Raw genomic sequence first — 17,229 nt, 5'->3', positions numbered from 1 at the left:
TCCGCAATGTAGTTCAACTCGAAACAATCAACTGAGCAGATCAAGCATGTGTAGTTCACAACTTATATTAGGCTGTTAATGCAAGAGAAGTTCTCAATTGGGACTTTTTCTGAAACACTGCGTGATCGATCTGGAGTTGCGGATGAGTACGAACCCTCCCGGGCGCGGGGATGAGAACGAATGGGACGTCAACGACCGGTCGGGAAGCCAATGGTCGTCGCAGCCCGGATCGCAGCCGGGACCTCAATCGGACAACGGCTGGGGCGCACCGCCTCCGCCGGCTCAGTCCCCGCAGCGCCCGTATATCCAGACCCCGCACCCGCAGAGCGGTCCGCCTCACCGCGCCGGGCAGCCTCCCCAGCAGCACCAGAGCGGCCCGCCTCATTCTCAGAGCGCTCAGGCCCATCCTGGCGGCGGCCAAGCAGGCATGCCGCCGCAGTCCGGCCAGCCCGCGCACCAGCAGCCCTTCGCCTATGGACCGGGACCGTACCAACAGGCCGGGCCACCGGCGCAGAAGAAGCGCGGCGGACTGATCGCCCTCCTCGCCGTGGTCGTCATCGTCCTCGCCGTGGGCATCGGATGGGGTGCGGCGACCCTCTTCTCCAAGGATTCCGAGGACCCCGCCACTGTCGCCTCAACCGATGAGCCGACAAACGCCGACAGTGAGGACGGTTCGGCTGCGGCCAGCACATCCCCCGAACCCACCGATACCGAATCTGCGCTTCCTGATGACCCGAAGAAGGCACTCGAGCAGCTTGCCGACTCCGACGGACAGATGGCCAAGAGTGAACTCGACGGCAAATGGGTGCCTCAGCTGAGCTCGAAGAGAGTGGGCCTCGAAGCCGAGGGAAAGACCTGGGACGAAGAAGCGATCCTCGAAGAGTTCGAAGGACTGCGCGAAGAGTTTCCCCGCGTGAAACTCATCTGGTCCGGTGATTTCAGCAGCTTCAAGGAAGACAACTTCTGGGTTACCGTCGTCGGCATCGGCTATGACGACCCCGACGATGCCCTGTCCTGGTGCTCATCGCACGGACTCGGCCCGGACAGCTGCTACGCCAAACAGCTCAATACCTCCGGCGGCCACGACGGAACGACCCGACTGCAGGACTGATCACCCGACTGCAGGACTGACGACCCCCTCGCCGGGGCGGCAGCCGTGGGTTCGCCAGGACATCGAGATCTCAAGCTCGGAGCTTGCGCCGGTTGTTGACCGCGAAGACCGCAATGCCGATGGCGAGCCAGACGCTGCCGATGACCAGCGCCAGGGGATTGGCGCTGACGAAGACTGCGATGAGGAGGCCCGCACCGACGACGGGAACCAGCCCGTGGTTGAACCAGCTCGGAGCCTCGCTGCCCTGCTTCTTCACAAGGAAGTATCCGACCACAGAGGCCTGGAGGAACACGAACGCCGTCAGCGCCCCGACATTGACGATCGAGGTCAGCTGATCGAGGCCATCGGCACGGGTCGCCGCCCACCCGGCCACGACGACATTGCCGCCCGCGGCCACGAGGATCCCCTTCCACGGAACACCGGTCTTCGGGGCCACCTCGGCGAGGAAGGACGGGACCTGCCGGGACCGCCCCATGTCCATGAGGATGCGGGAGCCGGCGGCCTGCCCGATCATCGCGGAGAACGCCGCTCCGACGGCCTTGGCCAAGGCGAGCAGCCAGTGCAGCCACGATCCCAGCGTCGAATCGACGGCGCTGTAGTAGGCGGCGCCCTCGAGGGAGGGATCGGTCTGCAGATCGGCGGGCGTCAGCGGCGAGAGCAGACTGCCCACCCAGGTCTGGGCGACGAAGAAGACGCCGGCCAGCACGAGACAGATGAGCGTGGCCCGGCCGACGATGCGAGGCCCGCCCTTGGCCTCCTCGGAGAACGTCGCGAGCGAATCGAAGCCGAGATACGACAGCACAGCCACGGACACGGCCGCGAGCACTGCGGTCACGGAGAACGCATCGACCCCGGTCAGCGGTGTCATCCACCCACGTGTCGGCCCATTCTGGACGAGGTAGGCGATGCCGACGATGAGGACCAGGGCGAGGACGGCCAACTCGGCGAGGACGACTCCCGTGATCACGCGGGAGGCGATCTTGACCCCGGCGAGGTTGAGGCCGGTGGTGAGGACGACGGCCACGGCCACGAACACCCAGACGGGCAGCGCCGGAAAGATCGAGTTCAGAGCGATGCCGGTGAACAGATAGGCGACCGAGGGGATGAAGAGATAGTCGAGCAGGATCATCCACCCGGCGACGAAGCCGGCCGTCTTCCCGATGCCCGCCGAGGCGTAGGCGAAGACCGTGCCCGCGCGTGGGACCTCCCGTGACATGCGCATATAGCTGACCGCGGTGAAGGCCATGACGATCGTCGCAACGATGTAGACCAGAGCCACTGCACCGCCTGAGCGGGCATCAAGAGTCCCGAACACGCCGACAGCGGCTGCCGGACCGATGAAGACGAGACCGAAGAACACGAGTTCGCTCAGGCCGATCGTCCTTCGCAGGCTCCCACCCTTCGCCGAGGCGGCCGTGTCCTCGTGCGTCGGGACCGCGCTGCTCTGTTCGGGCCGTTCGTCAGCAGTCTGGTCATCCATCGTGGTGTCCGTCCTTCGAGGTGCGACCGAATCGGCTGGGAACAGCCGACTCTGTGCGATCGGTGAGTGTGCCCCTCCACTTTACGCGCGAGGCAGGGTGCTGGTGCTCGCCCCGATAGGATCGGAGAAGACGAAGGAGGCCCGGATGACGCAGCGCCCGCACATGGTTCACCCCGGTGGTGTGCCCCAGAAGAAGCCGTCCGTGGTTCCGGGAATCCTCCTGATGATCGCCGGAGTCCTCGGGCTCGGTGTGGGATTGTGCATTCTTGTCATCCCTATGTTCCTGTTCCTCCTCGGGGGCGGCGGAAACGTGGACGCCTTCGACGATTTCGCCTCCGGCTTCTACACCACCGGGTTCGTTGTGGCCGTCGCATCCGTTCTGGTGCTGATCGCGGGGATCGTCCTCACCACCGTCGTCGCTAGAAAACGACGCAGAATGCGACCGCAGGTCTGGATGGTCAGGCCTCTCGGCGGGCCGCAGATTCAGCAACCTCCCGGAGGATCTCCAACGCCGAGGCGATGATCGGCTGTGCGCCCGAACCGCGGCGGATGCCGGCGAGGATCTTCCGTGACGGCACCGGATCACCGCGCAGCGGCACGCGCACCACATCGAAGCCGTCAGGCAGGCGTGCCAGACGAGGAATGAGCGCGACCCCGAGCCCCGCTGAGACCAGCGACGCCCCCGTCTCCCACTCGCGTGACTGGTGTGCCTGCTCCGGTTGGAAGCCGGCCGCCGCACACGCAGTGCGCACCAGGCGGTGGTACGGCGAACCAGACCGATCGAGGATCCAGGACTCCTCGGCGGCTTCGCTCAACGGCACCGCCGATTTGTCGGCGAGACGATGCCCCACAGGAACCAAAAGATCGAGGTGATCACTGAACAGAGCCGACTGCTCGAAACGAGGATCGCTGCGCGGCGGCAGCGGGTCGGTGGCCACGACGACCGCGACATCGGCATGGTCGGAGACGAGAAGGTCGAAACACTCCTCGGGATCGGCTTCGATGATCGTGACATCGGCGCCGGGGAACCGCTTCATCACCGTCAGAGCCGTCGGTGGCAGCAGAGCCGCCGCGGCAGTGGAGAACCCGCACAGACGCAGCCGCCTGCTGTGGGTATCGAGACCGGAGCCGAGGCCGTCGAGCTCACCGCGGATCTCCTCCCACCGGTTGAAGAGCTCCTGCGATCGCTCGAGCAGGAGCTGACCGGCGCGAGTGAGGACGAGGCCGCGGCCTCGTGGTTCGACGACGCGCACACCGAGATCCTTCGACAAGCCTCTGAGCTGGTGCGAGACGGCCGAAGGAGTGTATCCGAGGCGGTGTGCCGCCTCGGTGAGGGTGCCGACTTCGGCCAGGACCCGAAGGACGTGGAGACGCGGATCGATCATGCAATAGTATTGCACGTTTCGGATGAAGAAGATTCGCTTTTCTTCAGCAAACCTCTGGCGGACACTGGGGGCAGGAGCACGAACTCCACGGTCGCGGTCGGCGAAGGGGCCGACATCAGGTGCGGCCGAGACACGACGAGGTGGTGGACGAATTGACTCTGGCACCAGAGCAGAAGAGAACCGATTCCGGAGTGAGCGGCGCGGCCACGGCGGCAGGATCGGGCGGACACGGCAGAACCGACATCGACCGGCTCATCGACGAACGCGTACCCGGCTACTCGTTGGCGGCACCGTTCTACATCAGCCCGGAGTTCTTCGCGCGCGACGTTGAGGCGATCTTCGCCTCGACGTGGATCTTCGTCGCTTCAAGCGCGGAAGTGCCCGAAGCCGGTGACTACCTCACAATCGACATCGGCACCTACTCGGTCATCGTCATCCGTGATGACGACGGGGAGATCCGCGCCCATCACAATGTCTGCCGCCACCGGGGCACTCGGCTGCTGAACGACCTGTCCGGTTCAGTGGGCAATATCGTGTGCGGCTACCACCAGTGGACGTACACCCCCTCGGGCGAGCTCATCTCCGCGGGTGTCCAAGCTCCCGGTTTCGATCGGACCTGCTTCTCGCTGCGCTCGGTGAACGTGCGCGTCATCGGCGGGCTGATCTTCATCTGCCTCAGCCCCAACCCGCCGGACGACATCGACGAGGTGGCCGAGGTCATCGAACCCTACTTGGCGGGGCATGACATCGCCGGGACGAAGGTAGCCGCGCAGAGTGACCTCATCGAGGACTCGAACTGGAAGCTCGTCATGGAGAACAACCGCGAGTGCTACCACTGCGAAGCCGGTCACCCCGAGCTGACCTGCACGTTCTTCCCGACTTACGGCTACGAGCCTGACGAGATTCCGAAGCGTTTGCAGCCGGCCTACCAGCGCTACCTCGACGCCGAAGATCAGCTGCATGCCAACTCCGACCGCAACGGGCTGCCCTATGCCCTCGTCGAGGAACTGAGCGGACGGCCCACCGGGTTCCGAATCGAACGGGCCGCCCTCGACGGATTGGGTGAGTCGTACACGATGGACGGATCGGCCGCCTCGGCGAAATTGTTGGGCGAGCTCGACACCTTCGTCCTGGGCCGGGCCTCGCTGCACGTTCAGCCCAACATGTGGTTCCACGCGATGGGCGACCATGTGGTGACGTTCAGCCTGCTGCCGATGGCCGAGGACAAGACGCTCGTGCGCACAACCTGGCTCGTCCACGCCGATGCGGAAGAAGGCGTCGACTACGACCTCGACAACCTGACAAAGGTGTGGATCAAGACGAACGAACAGGACGCGACCTTCTGCGAACGCGGGCATCTGGGAATCTCGTCGCCGGCGTATGAGCCCGGACCCTACGCACCGACCGAATCGCAGGTGGATGACTTCGTCACCTGGTATATCGAACGTCTCCAGGCTCATCGTGAGCAGCGGACCGTGCAGTTGGAAGGAGTTGAGAGACGATGAGGTATCGCCATTCGACATTCGTCCAGGCAACATCCACTCCCGTAGGCAAGGCGACGTTCCGAGTGCCCACTCGGGGCAGGCGACTTGCACTCGCGGCCGCCGCCCCGCCGGTCGTCGATGCGGCAGTCGAGTCCGCGCTCGCCGCACCGGTCGACCGAGTGCACGCTGCTTCAGCTGACCCCGTGTTCGCCGAACTTCAGCTCGACCCGGAACTGCTCACCGGTCCCGTCGAGGTCACCGGCATCACTCAGGTCACCCACGACGTGAAGACCTTCGAGCTGCGGGCGGGGTGGATGTCCGCCGTCGACTTCGCACCGGGCCAGTACGTGACGATGCGCATCCCCGAGCTCGGACTCGAGCGCTGCTATTCGTTCTCCTCGGCGCCCTTCGGCACGAACATCTTCACAATCACGGTCAAGCGCGTACCTGGAGGAGCGGTCTCGACCTATCTGCACGATTCGATCCGGGTCGGCGATCGACTCCACGTCGACGGCCCCTACGGACTGTTCAGCACGAGCTTCCACCCGGCCGAACGCCACCTGTTCCTCTCGGCCGGATCGGGAATCACTCCGATCATGGCGATGGTCCGCAGCCTGCTGGCCAGGCAGGGCGGGCCGGTCATGGACATCGCGTTCGTCCACAGCGCCGCCACACCGGCCGACATCATCTTCCGTGCCGAGCTCGAACAGCTCGCTGAGGTCGCCGGGGTCAGCGTCACCATCCTCTGCTCCCGGGACGGAGAGTCGGAGACCTGGACGGGGCGGCGTGGTCGGATCGATACGGTCACCCTCGCCGAGGTGGTCCCCGACGTCGCCGATCGCGAAACCTTCGTATGTGGGCCAGGTCCGTATATGGACGCAGTGCGTCCCCTCCTCGCCGAGGCGGGAGTGCCGTCGGTTCGGACGCATGAGGAATCGTTCGTCTTCGCCACTTCACCTGCCGACCGTTTGGCCAGAGCCGGTGCGAGAGCCAAAGCTGCCGGAGCCGGCGTCGCCGGTGTGAGTCATGCCGTCGAGTTTGCGATCTCCGGGCGCGTGGTCGACTGCGATGAGTCCACGACCGTCCTCGATTCCGCTTTGGACGCCGGACTGTCGGTGCCCTCATCCTGCTCGGAAGGGGCGTGTGGAACCTGCAAGTCCGTGCTCATCAGCGGGGAGGTCGAGATGAAGCATGCCGGAGGCATCCGGCCGAAGGAGATCGCCGCCGGAAAGTTCTTGCCCTGCTGCTCGACCCCCCTGACTGACCTCGTTGTCGAGCGGTGAGCAGGTTCGCGGCAAGTTGAGCGAGTCAGCAGTCGACCTGCGACGATCAGCTCCTCTTGGATCCGCGAAGCCGCCGTGCCCCTGGCCCATCGGTGCCGAGGATGTCATCGGGATTCGAGTAGGGACATGACTTCAGGGACAGGCACCCGCAGCCGATGCAATTCGAAAAGGTATCACGCAGCGCAGTGAGGTGTTCGATCCGCTCGGTGAGATCATCATGCCAACGCCGAGAGATCCGCGCCCAATCACGCTTCGTCGGAGTGCCTTCTTCCGGCAACTCGTCGAGAGCCTCCTTGATCCTGTCCAGCCCGATTCCGACCCGTTGGGATGCGCGAATGAAGGCGATGACTCGGAGCGTGTCACGGCGATACTCTCGTCGATTCCCGGCGGTGCGCCGACTTCGGATCAGTCCCAGACTCTCGTAATAGTGTAGGGCCGAGACCGCAATGCCCGCACGTTCGGCGACCTGTCCCGGCTTCAGCCAGACCACGTCCTCATGGATCTGCGGCATCGTCGACGATCTCCTTGACGTCAAGTTCACTTCATGTAGTCGACTGTACATGACCAACCGAACGAAGAGGAGACGAATCGATGATCGACATACGACTGTGGGCGGATGTGCGATGCCCCTGGTGCTGGATCGGGCACCGCAGGCTGCAAGAGGCCAGGGCGCATCTCGGCGAAGGACTGATCGTCCGCCATCGAAGCTTCCTGCTCGAACCGGAGGGACCGCTGACCACTGGACAGACGCTGCCGGAGGTGGCGACATCCGAATGGGGGATGACGGAACAGCAGTGGGCGCGACTCTCGACCACGATTCGGGATGCCGGCAGAGAAGTCGGTCTCGACATCTCGATCGACACCGCACTGCGAGTCGACTCGCGAGCCGCGCACCGACTGCTCCACGCTGCGAAGCGGCGCGCATTGAACGTTGAAGCCGCCTGGGAGATCGTCTTCGCCGCACATCTGACCGAGAACCTCGACATCTCGTCCCCGCAGGTGCTCGCAGAACTCGGCAGGCGGATGGGACTGCACAGATCGGACGTGGAAGCCGCCGTCGACAGCCCACGACTGGACAAAGCGGTAAGAGACGATCACGACGAAGCGGTCCGCCGAGGATTTCCCTCGGTTCCGACCTACCTCCTCGGCGACCATTCACTCTCCGGGGCACGGACTGCCGAGGACATCGCAGCATTCCTCGACGGCAAGGTGGTATCACGATGAACGCGACATTGATGACGGCAGCGGCATTCGACGAATTCGGGCCCGCTGAGGTCCTGCGCACTCGGCGGATGGAACGCCCTTCTGCGGAACGGGGCGAGGTGCTCGTCCGCATCATTTCCGCCGGAGTGCAGCTGACCGATGCCGCTATCCGGGCAGGCTGGACTCCGCCGGGGGCCCGCATCGTCTTCCCCCAGATCCCGGGCAACGACTTCTCCGGAATCGTCGTCGCACTCGGGTCCGACGTCGAGGACTTGAACCTCGGCGACGAGGTGCTCGGGTATTCGATGCTCGGTTCCTATGCGGAGTACGCCGCGGTCCCTGCTTCCCAGATCATCCTCAAACCGCAAGCGCTGTCCTGGGACGAGGCCGGGGCACTCTCGGCTTCCGGACAGACCGCTCTGACCGCCTTCGAGGATCTCGGGATCGCGCAGGGTGACCGCGTACTCGTCCACGGAGCCGCGGGTGGGGTGGGGACGATCTTCACCCAGCTGGCCGTTCTCGCGGGAGCCGAGGTTGTCGGGACCGCAGGGGAGGTCAATCACCATCACCTGCGCGCTCTCGGGGCGCACCCGGTGAGCTATGGTCCCGGCGAGATGGATCGGCTCAGGGACGTCGTGGCCGGCTTCGACGCCGTGTTCGATGCCGCCGGTCACGAGAATCTGCGTCTGGCGGTGGGCCTCGTCGACGACAGAGCACGCATCGCGACGATCGTGGACATGTCGCTGGCCGACGAACTGGGGTGTCGGATCGTCCGCAGTCGGAGGACGGCCGAGCGCCTCGGCGATCTCGCTCGACTCGTTGCCGACGGCCGACTGAGAGTCCACATTCGGCGCACCTTCCGATTGGACGAAGCCGCGGAGGCGCATCGGGACGTCGAGACCGGGCACGGGCGAGGCAAGATCGCCCTGCGAATCGGCGAACCATGAGATCGGCCTCAGTCGGGCCGGGGAAGCGGCGCGGTGCGGTGAGTCGAAGAGGCGCACTGTGGACGACGAACAGGGCACCGTTCATATTGAGTGCCCTCACTCTCATGGCGCTCATCGCTTTCGAGTCCTTCGCCGTCACGACTGTGCTGCCGGTTGCGATGGCTGATCTGGACGGTCGGACATGGTATTCGGCTGCCTACGCGGGAACGATCACCACCGGACTGGTCGGCTACGTGCTCGCGGGAACGTGGATCGACATCCATGGAGTGCGGAGGCCGCTTGCCCTCGGCGGGACTCTGTTCGTCCTGGGCATCGTCGCCTGCGCGTTGGCGACCGATCCGCAGATGTTCGTGCTCGGCCGTCTCGTCCAAGGTCTCGGCGGCGGCATCGACTCCGTTGTCATCTATGTGCTCATCGCTCGTGTGCTGCCGGAGGACCTGCGTCCGCGGATGTTCGGTCTGCTCAGTGCTGCTTGGCTCGTTCCGTCGCTCGCCGGGCCCTTGGCCGCCGGTTACCTCGCTGAGGCGACGTCATGGCGCGTGGTCTTCTGGTTCGTGGTCGTCGGGTCGGCGGCTGCGATCATCGCGCTCTTCACTTCGACCACCGTCTCTCCGACGTCAGGCGGTGACGCTCCACAAATTGTCACAGCAGAGACTGGTCCGGCCCATTCCGGTGCAGTGTCGCAGCGGGGTCGCCGCCGAATTCTTTCGGCGGTGGTGGCCGCGGCGGCACTCCTGGCTCTGCATTCTGCGAGTCATCTCCCTCTGGGAGCCGCCGTCGCTGCGCTTATGCTGGCCAGTGTGATCCTTGTGCTCGCTGCCAGGGCCATTCTTCCGGCCGGAACCCTGCGGCTCAGGGGCCCCGCTGCTCGGCTCATCGGGCTGCGAGGGGCCCTCGGCGCCACGGTGACCGCCTGCGATGTCCACCTCACGCTGTTCCTCCAGAGTCACAACGGCCACTCAGCTACGACGGCTGGTCTCGTCGTCGCCAGTGGTGCCGGAGGATGGGCGGTCGGCTCATGGGCACAGGGCAGATTCGACTCCCGAGGGGCGACCGACGGACTGCTGCTCGCGACCAGCGCGCCCTTGGTCGCATGCGGGCCGATAGCCGTTCTCGTCCATATCGCCGAGCTGTTCCCTCTCGCCGGCGTGGTCATCGGCTGCGTCCTCATGGGACTGGGAATGGGGATTGTCTACCCGCGCATCGCCTCGGCGACTCTGAGGATCACGGATCAGAAGCGGCACGGGGAATTCAGCTCATCCTTGCAGGTCTCCGAGAGCATGACCACGACCACCTTGCTCGCCGTGGTCGGAATCGTCCTGGCTTCGTCCGCAGGCAGCTCGGGCTTCGTCGTCGGCTACCTTGTGATGTCCGGACTTGCGCTGGTCGGGGTCGTGATCGCATGGTCCAACCGGCTCAGTGTTTGAGCTTCGTCTCCTTCAGCCCGTAGGTGCCGAGGACATAGGGCTCGAAGTCGACGACGTCCCTGCTCATCCCGTACAGCGCTCGCTGGTAGGCGATGGGAACGATCGGTGCGTCATCGGCGACCTGCTGCTGGATCTGGGCGTACAGCTCGTTCTGCTTCTCCGGGTCCTCCTCGGCCACGGCCTGCTCGGCCCACTTCTCCACATTGGGATTCGCATAGCCCGATCGGACTCCCGAGTCATCGGTGACGGCGAGGAAGTTGATCATCTGTGAGGTGTCGGAGACGTCGGAAGTCGCATAGCTGACCTGGACTTGGAAGTCACCGTTCGTCCGGTTCGTCGTCAGCGTCGCATCGTCGAGCTTCTGGACGTGGACGGTCAGCCCGATGTCCTGCCACGCCTGTTGGGCGATCTGTGCTAGCAGCTCGCGATCAGCGACTCCCGAGGGGATCTGGATGGTGATGTCGATGCCGTCAGGATGGTCGGACTCCTCGACCAGCTGTTTCGCTTTATCCATGTCGAACTGGCTGCTGTCGACCTCGTCCGAGTGACCCGCAAGGCCGGGAGAGATGAACGAGGTCGCTGGCTCGGCATAGCCGGCGTACACGACATCGACGATGGACTTGCGGTCGACAGCGTATGACAGGGCGCGTCGCAGCTTGGGATCGTCGAGGCCCTTTTCCTTGTTGTTGACGTTGAAGTAGAGGATCTTCGTCGAGGTGAATGCCTGGGCGTTGATGTCCTGAGAACGCGAGAGCTGACTCATGCTCAACGGCGCAGGCTCCTGATTGATATCGGCCTGACCGCCCTGCAGCTGCAGGCGACGAGTGTTGTCATCGGCGACGACGTTGAAGGTCACGGAATCCAGTGACGGGACTCCTTCGTCCCAGTAGTCCGGGTTCTTCACCAGTTCGAGGCTCTGGCCCTTGTTCCAACGGCCGACCTTGAACGGTCCGGTTCCGTCTGCATGTGCTGCCATGTAGTCGGCGTCGTGTCCGCCGAAGTCATCTGGGTAGATCGATGCGGCGAACAGTGCCATATAGCTCGGCAGGGGACCCCACGGCTGCTTCAGGTCAATGCGCACCGTGCGGTCATCGACCTTCTTCACGTCTTTGATCGGTTCGAATTCGGCTGCCCAGAGATTGTTCTCATCCTCCTGATCCCGCGCATAGTTGAGGGAGAAGACGACGTCGTCGGCGTCGAGTGTCTTGCCGCTGTGGAACTTCACTCCCTCGCGCAGGTGGAAGGTCCAGGACATCTTGTCCTTCGACTCCTCCCAATCGGTTGCCAGACCCGGTTCGACCCCGGATCCGTCGGGCCTATTGAGCGTGAGAGTCTCGTAGACCTGCTGCAGCGTCCAGATGTCTTCATTCTGAGTCGTCGTCGGTGGCAGCAGAGTAGTGGCATCGGCGGCGCGGGCGAAGATGAGGTCGCCGCCGGGCCGGGCGGTCTTCTCTCCGCCCGAACCGCACCCGGCGAGGACCAGGAGGCAGGCGCAGAGTGCGGCAGTCACTGCAGTGAATTTTGCGGCCATCACCCTTCCCCTCTTCGGATCCGGTCGAGGTAGGCGCTGTCGAAGGTGGGTATCGCCTTCAGCAGCGTCTTCGTGTAGTCGTCGCGCGGGGACGTGAAGATCTCCTCGGTGGAGTTCTCTTCGACGAGACGTCCGTTGTGGATGACGTAGATCCGCTCGCACAGCTTCTTGACGACCGCCAGGTCATGGGAGATGAAGAGGATCGACAGGTCGAGTTCCTCGCGCAGTCGAGCGAAGAGCGCGACGACCTCCGCCTGCACACTGACGTCGAGGGCGGAGACGGCCTCATCGGCGACGATGATGCTGGGCTCGACGGCCAGCGCTCGGGCGATTGCCACCCTCTGCCTCTGTCCCCCCGACATCGCGGTCGGGGTGCGGTCGAGGAACTCCTCGGGCAGCCGTACCATCTCCATGAGCTCGCGACACCGAGAACGGAGTGCGGCACCGGAGGCGAGACGGTGGTGGCGGATCACCTCGGCGAGGGTCGCCCGCACCGTGTAACGGGGGTCGAGGGAGGCGAAGGGATCTTGGAAGACCATCTGTACGATCCGCCACTGTGCGCTCGTGCGCTTCTGCGCGAACTCTCGGCCGTCGACGCTCACCTTGCCATCATATTCACGCTGGAGTCCGCAGATGACGCGGGACAGCGTCGACTTTCCCGAGCCCGATTCGCCCACGAGTCCGACGATCTCGCCGGGGCGGACCAGCAGGTCAGCGGAATCGACCGCGGTGAAGGCGCGGTCACCACGTCCGAAGGTGACAGTGACGTTCTTCGCGCGAAGGCCTCGTGCCGGCGCCGCTGATGGCTGAGTCTCGGTCTCGGTCATCGCGTTTCCTCGGCAACGTCCTCATCGATTCGCGGAGTCGCTGTCAGCAGTCGACGCGTGTACTCCTCCTGGGGGTCATCGAAGACCTCCTGCAGCACTCCGTGTTCGATGATCTGTCCGTCCTTCATCACGCTGATCGTCGAGCACAGCTGAGCGACGACCGCGAGGTCATGGGTGACATAGAGCAGACCGAGGCCCTCGTCCTGCTGCATGGTGCGGAAGAGATCGAGCACCTGCGCCTGAATCGTCACGTCGAGCGCCGTCGTCGGCTCGTCACAGAGCAGAACCTGCGGCTCCTGGGCCAGCGCGGCGGCGATCATCACGCGCTGACGCATCCCTCCGGAGAGCTGGAACGGGTAGTTCGATGCTCTGCGGTCGGGATCGGTGATGCCGACGCGGTCCATGAGTTCGACGGCGAGGTCGTGTGCCTGCTTCTTCGACAGTCCTCTGTGCTCGGCGATGGCGTCGGTGATCTGACGGCCGACCTTCATCACCGGGTTGAGCGCGATGGCAGGTTCCTGGAACACCATCGAGATGCCGGTGCCGCGGATGCGCTGGTCGAATCGCCCTCCTGATCCGGAGCTGAGGATGTTGCGACCGTCGAACCGGATCTCTCCGTCGACGACGGAGGCACCGGGCGGGAGCATGCCGAGAATGCTGCGCAGCGTCATCGACTTACCCGAACCCGATTCACCGACGAGTCCCATCGGCTCGCCGGCCTCGAGGCTGATCGACACGTCGTCGAGGATCCGATGCCGTCCGGCCTCTCCGTCGATGTCGACGGTGAGGGAGTTCACTTCGAGGATAGGCATGATCACCTCTTCGGCTTCAGCGTGTTCGTCAGCCCGTCACCGATGAGCGCCAGCGCGAAGGACACGATGACGACGGCGAAGCCCGGCCACAGGATAAGGCCGTAGTTGCCGGTGCCCATGTACTGCTGACCGTCATTCATCATCTGACCCCAGTCGGCGGTGGGTGGGACGATGCCCATGCCGAAGTAGCTGAGGGTGACGACGACGCCGATGTTGAGAACGATGTCACTCATCGCGTAGATGACGCCCTGGCTGACGGTGTTCGGAATGATGTGTCGGGTGAGGATCCGGGGTGTGCTCAGCCCCGAGGCGCGGCAGGCGGAGATGAACTCCTGCTCCCTGAGGACGAGCACCTCGCCGCGGACGATGCGGGCGTAGGCCACCCAGGATACGGCGCTGATGGCGACGAAGATGCTGCCCATGCCGTTGCCCATGACGAAGACGAGCACGATGACGAGAACGTAGAACGGGAAGGCCGAGACGATATCGGCCAGGCGCATGATGACGATGTCGACCCAGCGGCCGAAGTATCCGGCCAGCGAACCGAGGACCGTGCCGAGGAGGAACGGCACGATGACGGCGACGACGGCGACGATGAGGTCGACGCGACCGCCGTGGAGGAAGCGCGAGAGGACATCTCGCCCGAGCTGATCGGTGCCCAGTGGGTGCGCGACCGAAGACGGGGCGAAGGTGTTGAGCAGGTCCTGCCGATTGGGGTCGTCGGTGACGAAGAGCGGACCGAGGGCGAGCAGCAGCACCATCGCACCGAGAATGATCGCGCCGATCCAAAGCTGCAGGTTGTGCCGCCGCATGAACGCGGGCAGGGGAAGCGTGAACCGTGCGGTCGGCGTCGCCCGGGATGCAGTGCCTCCGCGAGTCCGAGGTGGTCTGCCGCCATTGGGCCCACCGGTACCGGTCGCGGGGGACGTCATCGGTTCGCTCATCATGCCCCCAGCCGCACTCGTGGGTCGACGATGCTGTAGACGACGTCGGTGAGCAGGTAGACGAGGACGACGAGCACGCCGAAGATCACGGTCAGCGCCTGCACGACGTCGTAGTCGCGGGCGAGGACGGCCTCCATGAGGAGTGAGCCGACTCCGGGGATCGCGAACACGTTCTCGACGACGAGGGCACCGCCGACGAGGTGGCCGACCTGGATGCCGAGGATCGAGACGCCCGTGATTCCGGCGTTGCGGAAGGCATAGTCGATGACTGTCCGCTTCCGGCTCAGCCCCTTCGACAGGGCGAAGTTCGTGTACTCGGCCGACATCGAATCGTTCAGGGCCGCCGTGAGGCTGCGGATGAGCACGGGGCAGATCGTCAGCGCGACTGCGAGGCCGGGGAGGACGAGGGAATAGAGGTGCTCGCCGAAGCTGCTGCCGTAGCCGCCGACCGGGAAGACTCCCAGGTTCACGCCGAGGACGAGGATGAGCAAAGTGCCGACGAAGAATGCCGGCATGCCTTGGACGGTGGCGGCGAAGACTCTGGACACGATCGCCGAGGCAGCCGATCTCTTCGCGGCCACCCACAGTGACAGCGGTACGGAGATGACGACAGCGAAGACCAAGGACATGAGCATGAGCAGCAGCGTCGCCGGCATCCGCAGCTTCAGCAGCTCGAGCACGGAGGTCTGGAAGATGAATGACTGCCCGAAGTCACCGACGAGGAGACCTGCGAGGAACTGGAGATATTGGATGATCATCGGTTCGTCGAGGCCCCAGGCCTGACGAAGCTGAGCAACGTTCTCCGGAGTGGCTTTGTCCCCCAGATAAGCGGCGGCGGGATCGCCGGGGGCAAGCTTCATGAGGATGAAGGACAGCGTGGCGACACCGAGGACGATCGGAATCATCAGCAGCACACGCCGGAGGATGTACTTGCCCACACCCACCCCTTCGCAGTGTGACCAGGATTACACCTGTCAGTCTATTCGCACTATATGTTGTCGCAGTGATGCAGGAGTCGGCGTGTCGGTCCCTGCCGTGAGGCGATCGCGGTGACGATCGTCTGAAGCTGAGGGATCAGCTCGTCGAGTGCGCGGCCCTGCCTGTGGAGCCACTGATCGATCTGCGCGGCGGACAGAACTGACAGGATCGCCTCGGCGCGGGTCCGGATCAGATCGGGCTCCGGCGAATTCGCGTCTGCCGGCTCGGGAGTCCCATTCGTCCAGATGTCGGTGATGAGGATCTCCACGTGGCGCCGCCAGAAGGGGTAGCTCTGTCGGTCGAAGCGTCCTTTCGGGGAGCTGCTTTCGGTGAGGAGCACGAGGTCGAGATTGCGCGCGATGTGGTCGAGGTAGGCGGCGACGAATGCTCGGAGGCGCTCGCGTCCCGAGGTGCCGGGCCCCAGCGGGGGCGGCCCCTGCAGCATTCTGGCGTGCATGTCCCTGACGCGGTCATCGAGCAAGGCGGAGGCGATCCCCGCCTTGTCGGTGAAATTGCGGTAGAGAGTTCCTTTGCCGACTCCGGCACTCCGAGCGAGTTCGTCCATCGTCAGCCCGTCCACTCCTTGTGCGGCGAGGATGTCAGCGGCCGCATCGAGGACCTTCTGCCGATTTCTCTGCGCATCGGCGCGCAGAGGCGCCTGAGAGGGGACCAAGGGGAGAGCCTTCTCGTTCCCTCTTCCATAAGCGGACTGCGGTCCGGTAATCTCATCCATATCCGGACTATAGTCCGCATCGATCTCGACTTCGAGGAGGCAGCAATGACATCGATCATCGTCAACGAACCCGGGGGCCCCGAAAAATATGTGGTCACCGCTGATGACTCCAGCGCATCCGCTGCGCCGTCCGAGGGCCAACTGCAGGTCGCTCTGAGCAAGGCCGGGGTGAATTTCCTCGACGTTGTCCAGCGCAGGGGAGGAACACCGGTCACAGCGCCGTTCGCACCCGGTGTCGAAGGGGTCGGTGCGGTCACTGCTGTGGGGAATGGAGTCGACGGCTTCTCCGTCGGCGATCGCGTTGGGTGGATGACCGGAGGCCAGGGAAGCTTCTCAGCGACTGTGCTCGTCGATGCCGACAAGGCTAGTGCCGCTGCCGGACGACATCGATGACGAGACCGCTGTTGCCGCCCTCATGCAGGGCATCACCGCCCACTACCTGACCACGGACACCTTCCCGGTCGCATCCGGCGACATCGTGGTCATCCACGCCGCGGCAGGAGGACTCGGGCAGATGATCACGCAGATCGCCGCGCTCAAGGGAGCCACCGTAATCGGCACGACCTCGACGGAACAGAAGGCCGAGATCGCCCGCGCCAACGGTGCCGCACACGTCTTCGGCTACGACGACTTCGTTGATGGTGTACTCGAGGTCACGGACGGTCGAGGAGCATCCGTGATCTACGACGGCGTCGGAGCGACGACATTCGACGGAGACCTGAAGGCCCTGCGCACCCGAGGCACGATCGTCGTCGTAGGCAACGCCAGCGGTCCCGTCCCAGCCGTCGACGTCAACACCCTGAGCGCTTCCGGCTCCCTCTTCCTCACCCGCCCGACCGTCGTCGACCATGTGCGTACTCCGGCAGAGCTGCGCTCACGCACGGACGAGATCTTCGACTGGATCCGCCGCGGAGACCTCAGGGTCCACATCGGAGACCGGTACCCCCTCGCCGAGGTGGGTTATAGGCCAAATTGTGTGTATGGGCAGGGCGTGTCGGCACTGGTCCTCACCGGGATCTGCCGCCCCAACCCTTCTGGATCCCGTTGCCATCTTCGACACTGAATCCCGTCCCGTAGAGAAGGC

18 protein-coding genes are annotated in these 17,229 nt (G+C 64.5%); 9 read left to right on the top strand and 9 right to left on the bottom strand.

All coding sequences use genetic code 11. The annotated features are described in order from the left end of the window. The first annotated feature begins 142 nt into the window (after positions 1-142). The gene (locus EB835_RS20510) at positions 143-1,111 is read left to right on the top strand and encodes a hypothetical protein (RefSeq protein ID WP_240688505.1); all 969 of its coding nucleotides are present in this window, start codon (positions 143-145) and stop codon (positions 1,109-1,111) included. A gap of 70 nt (positions 1,112-1,181) precedes the next feature. Here EB835_RS20510 and EB835_RS02390 read toward each other — a convergent pair whose 3' ends face one another. Beyond that, positions 1,182-2,591 carry an APC family permease gene (locus EB835_RS02390; protein WP_135807895.1) on the bottom strand — a complete coding sequence of 470 codons (1,410 nt, stop codon included), beginning with the start codon at positions 2,589-2,591 and terminating at the stop codon, positions 1,182-1,184. 145 nt (positions 2,592-2,736) lie between these two features. Between EB835_RS02390 and EB835_RS02385 the strand changes: the two genes are divergently transcribed. Then, the gene (locus EB835_RS02385; protein WP_135807894.1) at positions 2,737-3,114 is read left to right on the top strand and encodes a hypothetical protein; all 378 of its coding nucleotides are present in this window, start codon (positions 2,737-2,739) and stop codon (positions 3,112-3,114) included. Here EB835_RS02385 and EB835_RS02380 read toward each other — a convergent pair. Then, positions 3,050-3,976: a LysR family transcriptional regulator gene (locus EB835_RS02380; protein ID WP_135807893.1), complete on the bottom strand. Its 927-nt coding sequence runs from the start codon at positions 3,974-3,976 to the stop codon at positions 3,050-3,052. The genes EB835_RS02385 and EB835_RS02380 overlap by 65 nt on opposite strands. 152 nt (positions 3,977-4,128) lie before the next feature. Between EB835_RS02380 and EB835_RS02375 the strand changes: the two genes are divergently transcribed. Together EB835_RS02375 and EB835_RS02370 are read left to right on the top strand one after the other, a co-directional pair. Continuing rightward, the gene (locus tag EB835_RS02375) at positions 4,129-5,481 is read left to right on the top strand and encodes an SRPBCC family protein (protein WP_205749840.1); all 1,353 of its coding nucleotides are present in this window, start codon (positions 4,129-4,131) and stop codon (positions 5,479-5,481) included. Then, positions 5,478-6,743, top strand: coding sequence for an FAD-binding oxidoreductase (locus tag EB835_RS02370; RefSeq protein ID WP_135807892.1), 1,266 nt, complete (start codon positions 5,478-5,480; stop codon positions 6,741-6,743). The genes EB835_RS02375 and EB835_RS02370 overlap by 4 nt, the downstream gene beginning before the upstream one ends. A gap of 46 nt (positions 6,744-6,789) precedes the next feature. On the opposite strand, the gene soxR is transcribed toward EB835_RS02370, so the two are convergent. Then, positions 6,790-7,254: a redox-sensitive transcriptional activator SoxR gene (gene soxR, locus EB835_RS02365; protein WP_135807891.1), complete on the bottom strand. Its 465-nt coding sequence runs from the start codon at positions 7,252-7,254 to the stop codon at positions 6,790-6,792. Positions 7,255-7,334: 80 nt separating this feature from the next. On the opposite strand from soxR, the gene EB835_RS02360 reads away from it, so the two are divergent. The 3 genes from EB835_RS02360 to EB835_RS02350 all read left to right on the top strand — a co-directional run bounded on the left by EB835_RS02360 (position 7,335) and on the right by EB835_RS02350 (position 10,320). After that, entirely contained in the window at positions 7,335-7,967 is a 633-nt protein-coding gene (locus EB835_RS02360; RefSeq protein WP_135807890.1) for a DsbA family oxidoreductase, read from the top strand. Next, positions 7,964-8,893, top strand: coding sequence for an NADP-dependent oxidoreductase (locus EB835_RS02355; protein WP_240688504.1), 930 nt, complete (start codon positions 7,964-7,966; stop codon positions 8,891-8,893). Before EB835_RS02360 ends, EB835_RS02355 begins: the two co-directional genes overlap by 4 nt. A gap of 104 nt (positions 8,894-8,997) precedes the next feature. After that, complete coding sequence (locus tag EB835_RS02350) at positions 8,998-10,320, top strand: MFS transporter (protein WP_168216608.1); 1,323 nt, start codon at positions 8,998-9,000, stop codon at positions 10,318-10,320. Here the strand turns inward: EB835_RS02350 and EB835_RS02345 are convergent. From EB835_RS02345 to EB835_RS02320, 6 genes are read right to left on the bottom strand one after another with little or no spacing between them, the layout of a single operon-like run. Then, positions 10,310-11,851 (bottom strand): ABC transporter substrate-binding protein, encoded by a 1,542-nt coding sequence (locus EB835_RS02345; protein WP_135807888.1) that lies wholly within the window; start codon positions 11,849-11,851, stop codon positions 10,310-10,312. The two genes, EB835_RS02350 and EB835_RS02345, sit on opposite strands and share 11 nt — an antisense overlap. After that, positions 11,851-12,678, bottom strand: a complete 828-nt coding sequence (locus tag EB835_RS02340) for an ABC transporter ATP-binding protein (RefSeq protein ID WP_135807887.1) — start codon at positions 12,676-12,678, stop codon at positions 11,851-11,853. The genes EB835_RS02345 and EB835_RS02340 overlap by 1 nt, the downstream gene beginning before the upstream one ends. Next, entirely contained in the window at positions 12,675-13,490 is an 816-nt protein-coding gene (locus EB835_RS02335) for an ABC transporter ATP-binding protein (RefSeq protein ID WP_135807886.1), read from the bottom strand. Before EB835_RS02335 ends, EB835_RS02340 begins: the two co-directional genes overlap by 4 nt. Positions 13,491-13,492: 2 nt before the next feature. After that, positions 13,493-14,422, bottom strand: a complete 930-nt coding sequence (locus tag EB835_RS02330) for an ABC transporter permease (RefSeq protein WP_168216607.1) — start codon at positions 14,420-14,422, stop codon at positions 13,493-13,495. An 11-nt stretch (positions 14,423-14,433) separates the two neighbouring features. Beyond that, positions 14,434-15,372, bottom strand: a complete 939-nt coding sequence (locus EB835_RS02325; RefSeq protein WP_135807884.1) for an ABC transporter permease — start codon at positions 15,370-15,372, stop codon at positions 14,434-14,436. 50 nt (positions 15,373-15,422) lie between these two features. Beyond that, entirely contained in the window at positions 15,423-16,145 is a 723-nt protein-coding gene (locus EB835_RS02320; protein ID WP_135807883.1) for a TetR/AcrR family transcriptional regulator, read from the bottom strand. 45 nt (positions 16,146-16,190) lie between these two features. Here EB835_RS02320 and EB835_RS02315 point away from each other — a divergent pair, with 45 nt between their 5' ends. Then, positions 16,191-16,538, top strand: a complete 348-nt coding sequence (locus EB835_RS02315) for an alcohol dehydrogenase catalytic domain-containing protein (protein ID WP_135807882.1) — start codon at positions 16,191-16,193, stop codon at positions 16,536-16,538. Then, positions 16,498-17,208 (top strand): zinc-binding dehydrogenase, encoded by a 711-nt coding sequence (locus EB835_RS02310; RefSeq protein WP_135807881.1) that lies wholly within the window; start codon positions 16,498-16,500, stop codon positions 17,206-17,208. The genes EB835_RS02315 and EB835_RS02310 overlap by 41 nt, the downstream gene beginning before the upstream one ends. The last annotated feature ends 21 nt before the right edge of the window (positions 17,209-17,229 follow it).

Origin of the sequence: Brevibacterium sp. S22 (assembly GCF_004745485.1) — a bacterium.
Taxonomy (GTDB): Bacteria; Actinomycetota; Actinomycetes; order Actinomycetales; family Brevibacteriaceae; genus Brevibacterium.
Note: the sequence above shows the minus strand (reverse complement) of the source record. Positions and strands in the feature narration are given on the sequence as shown.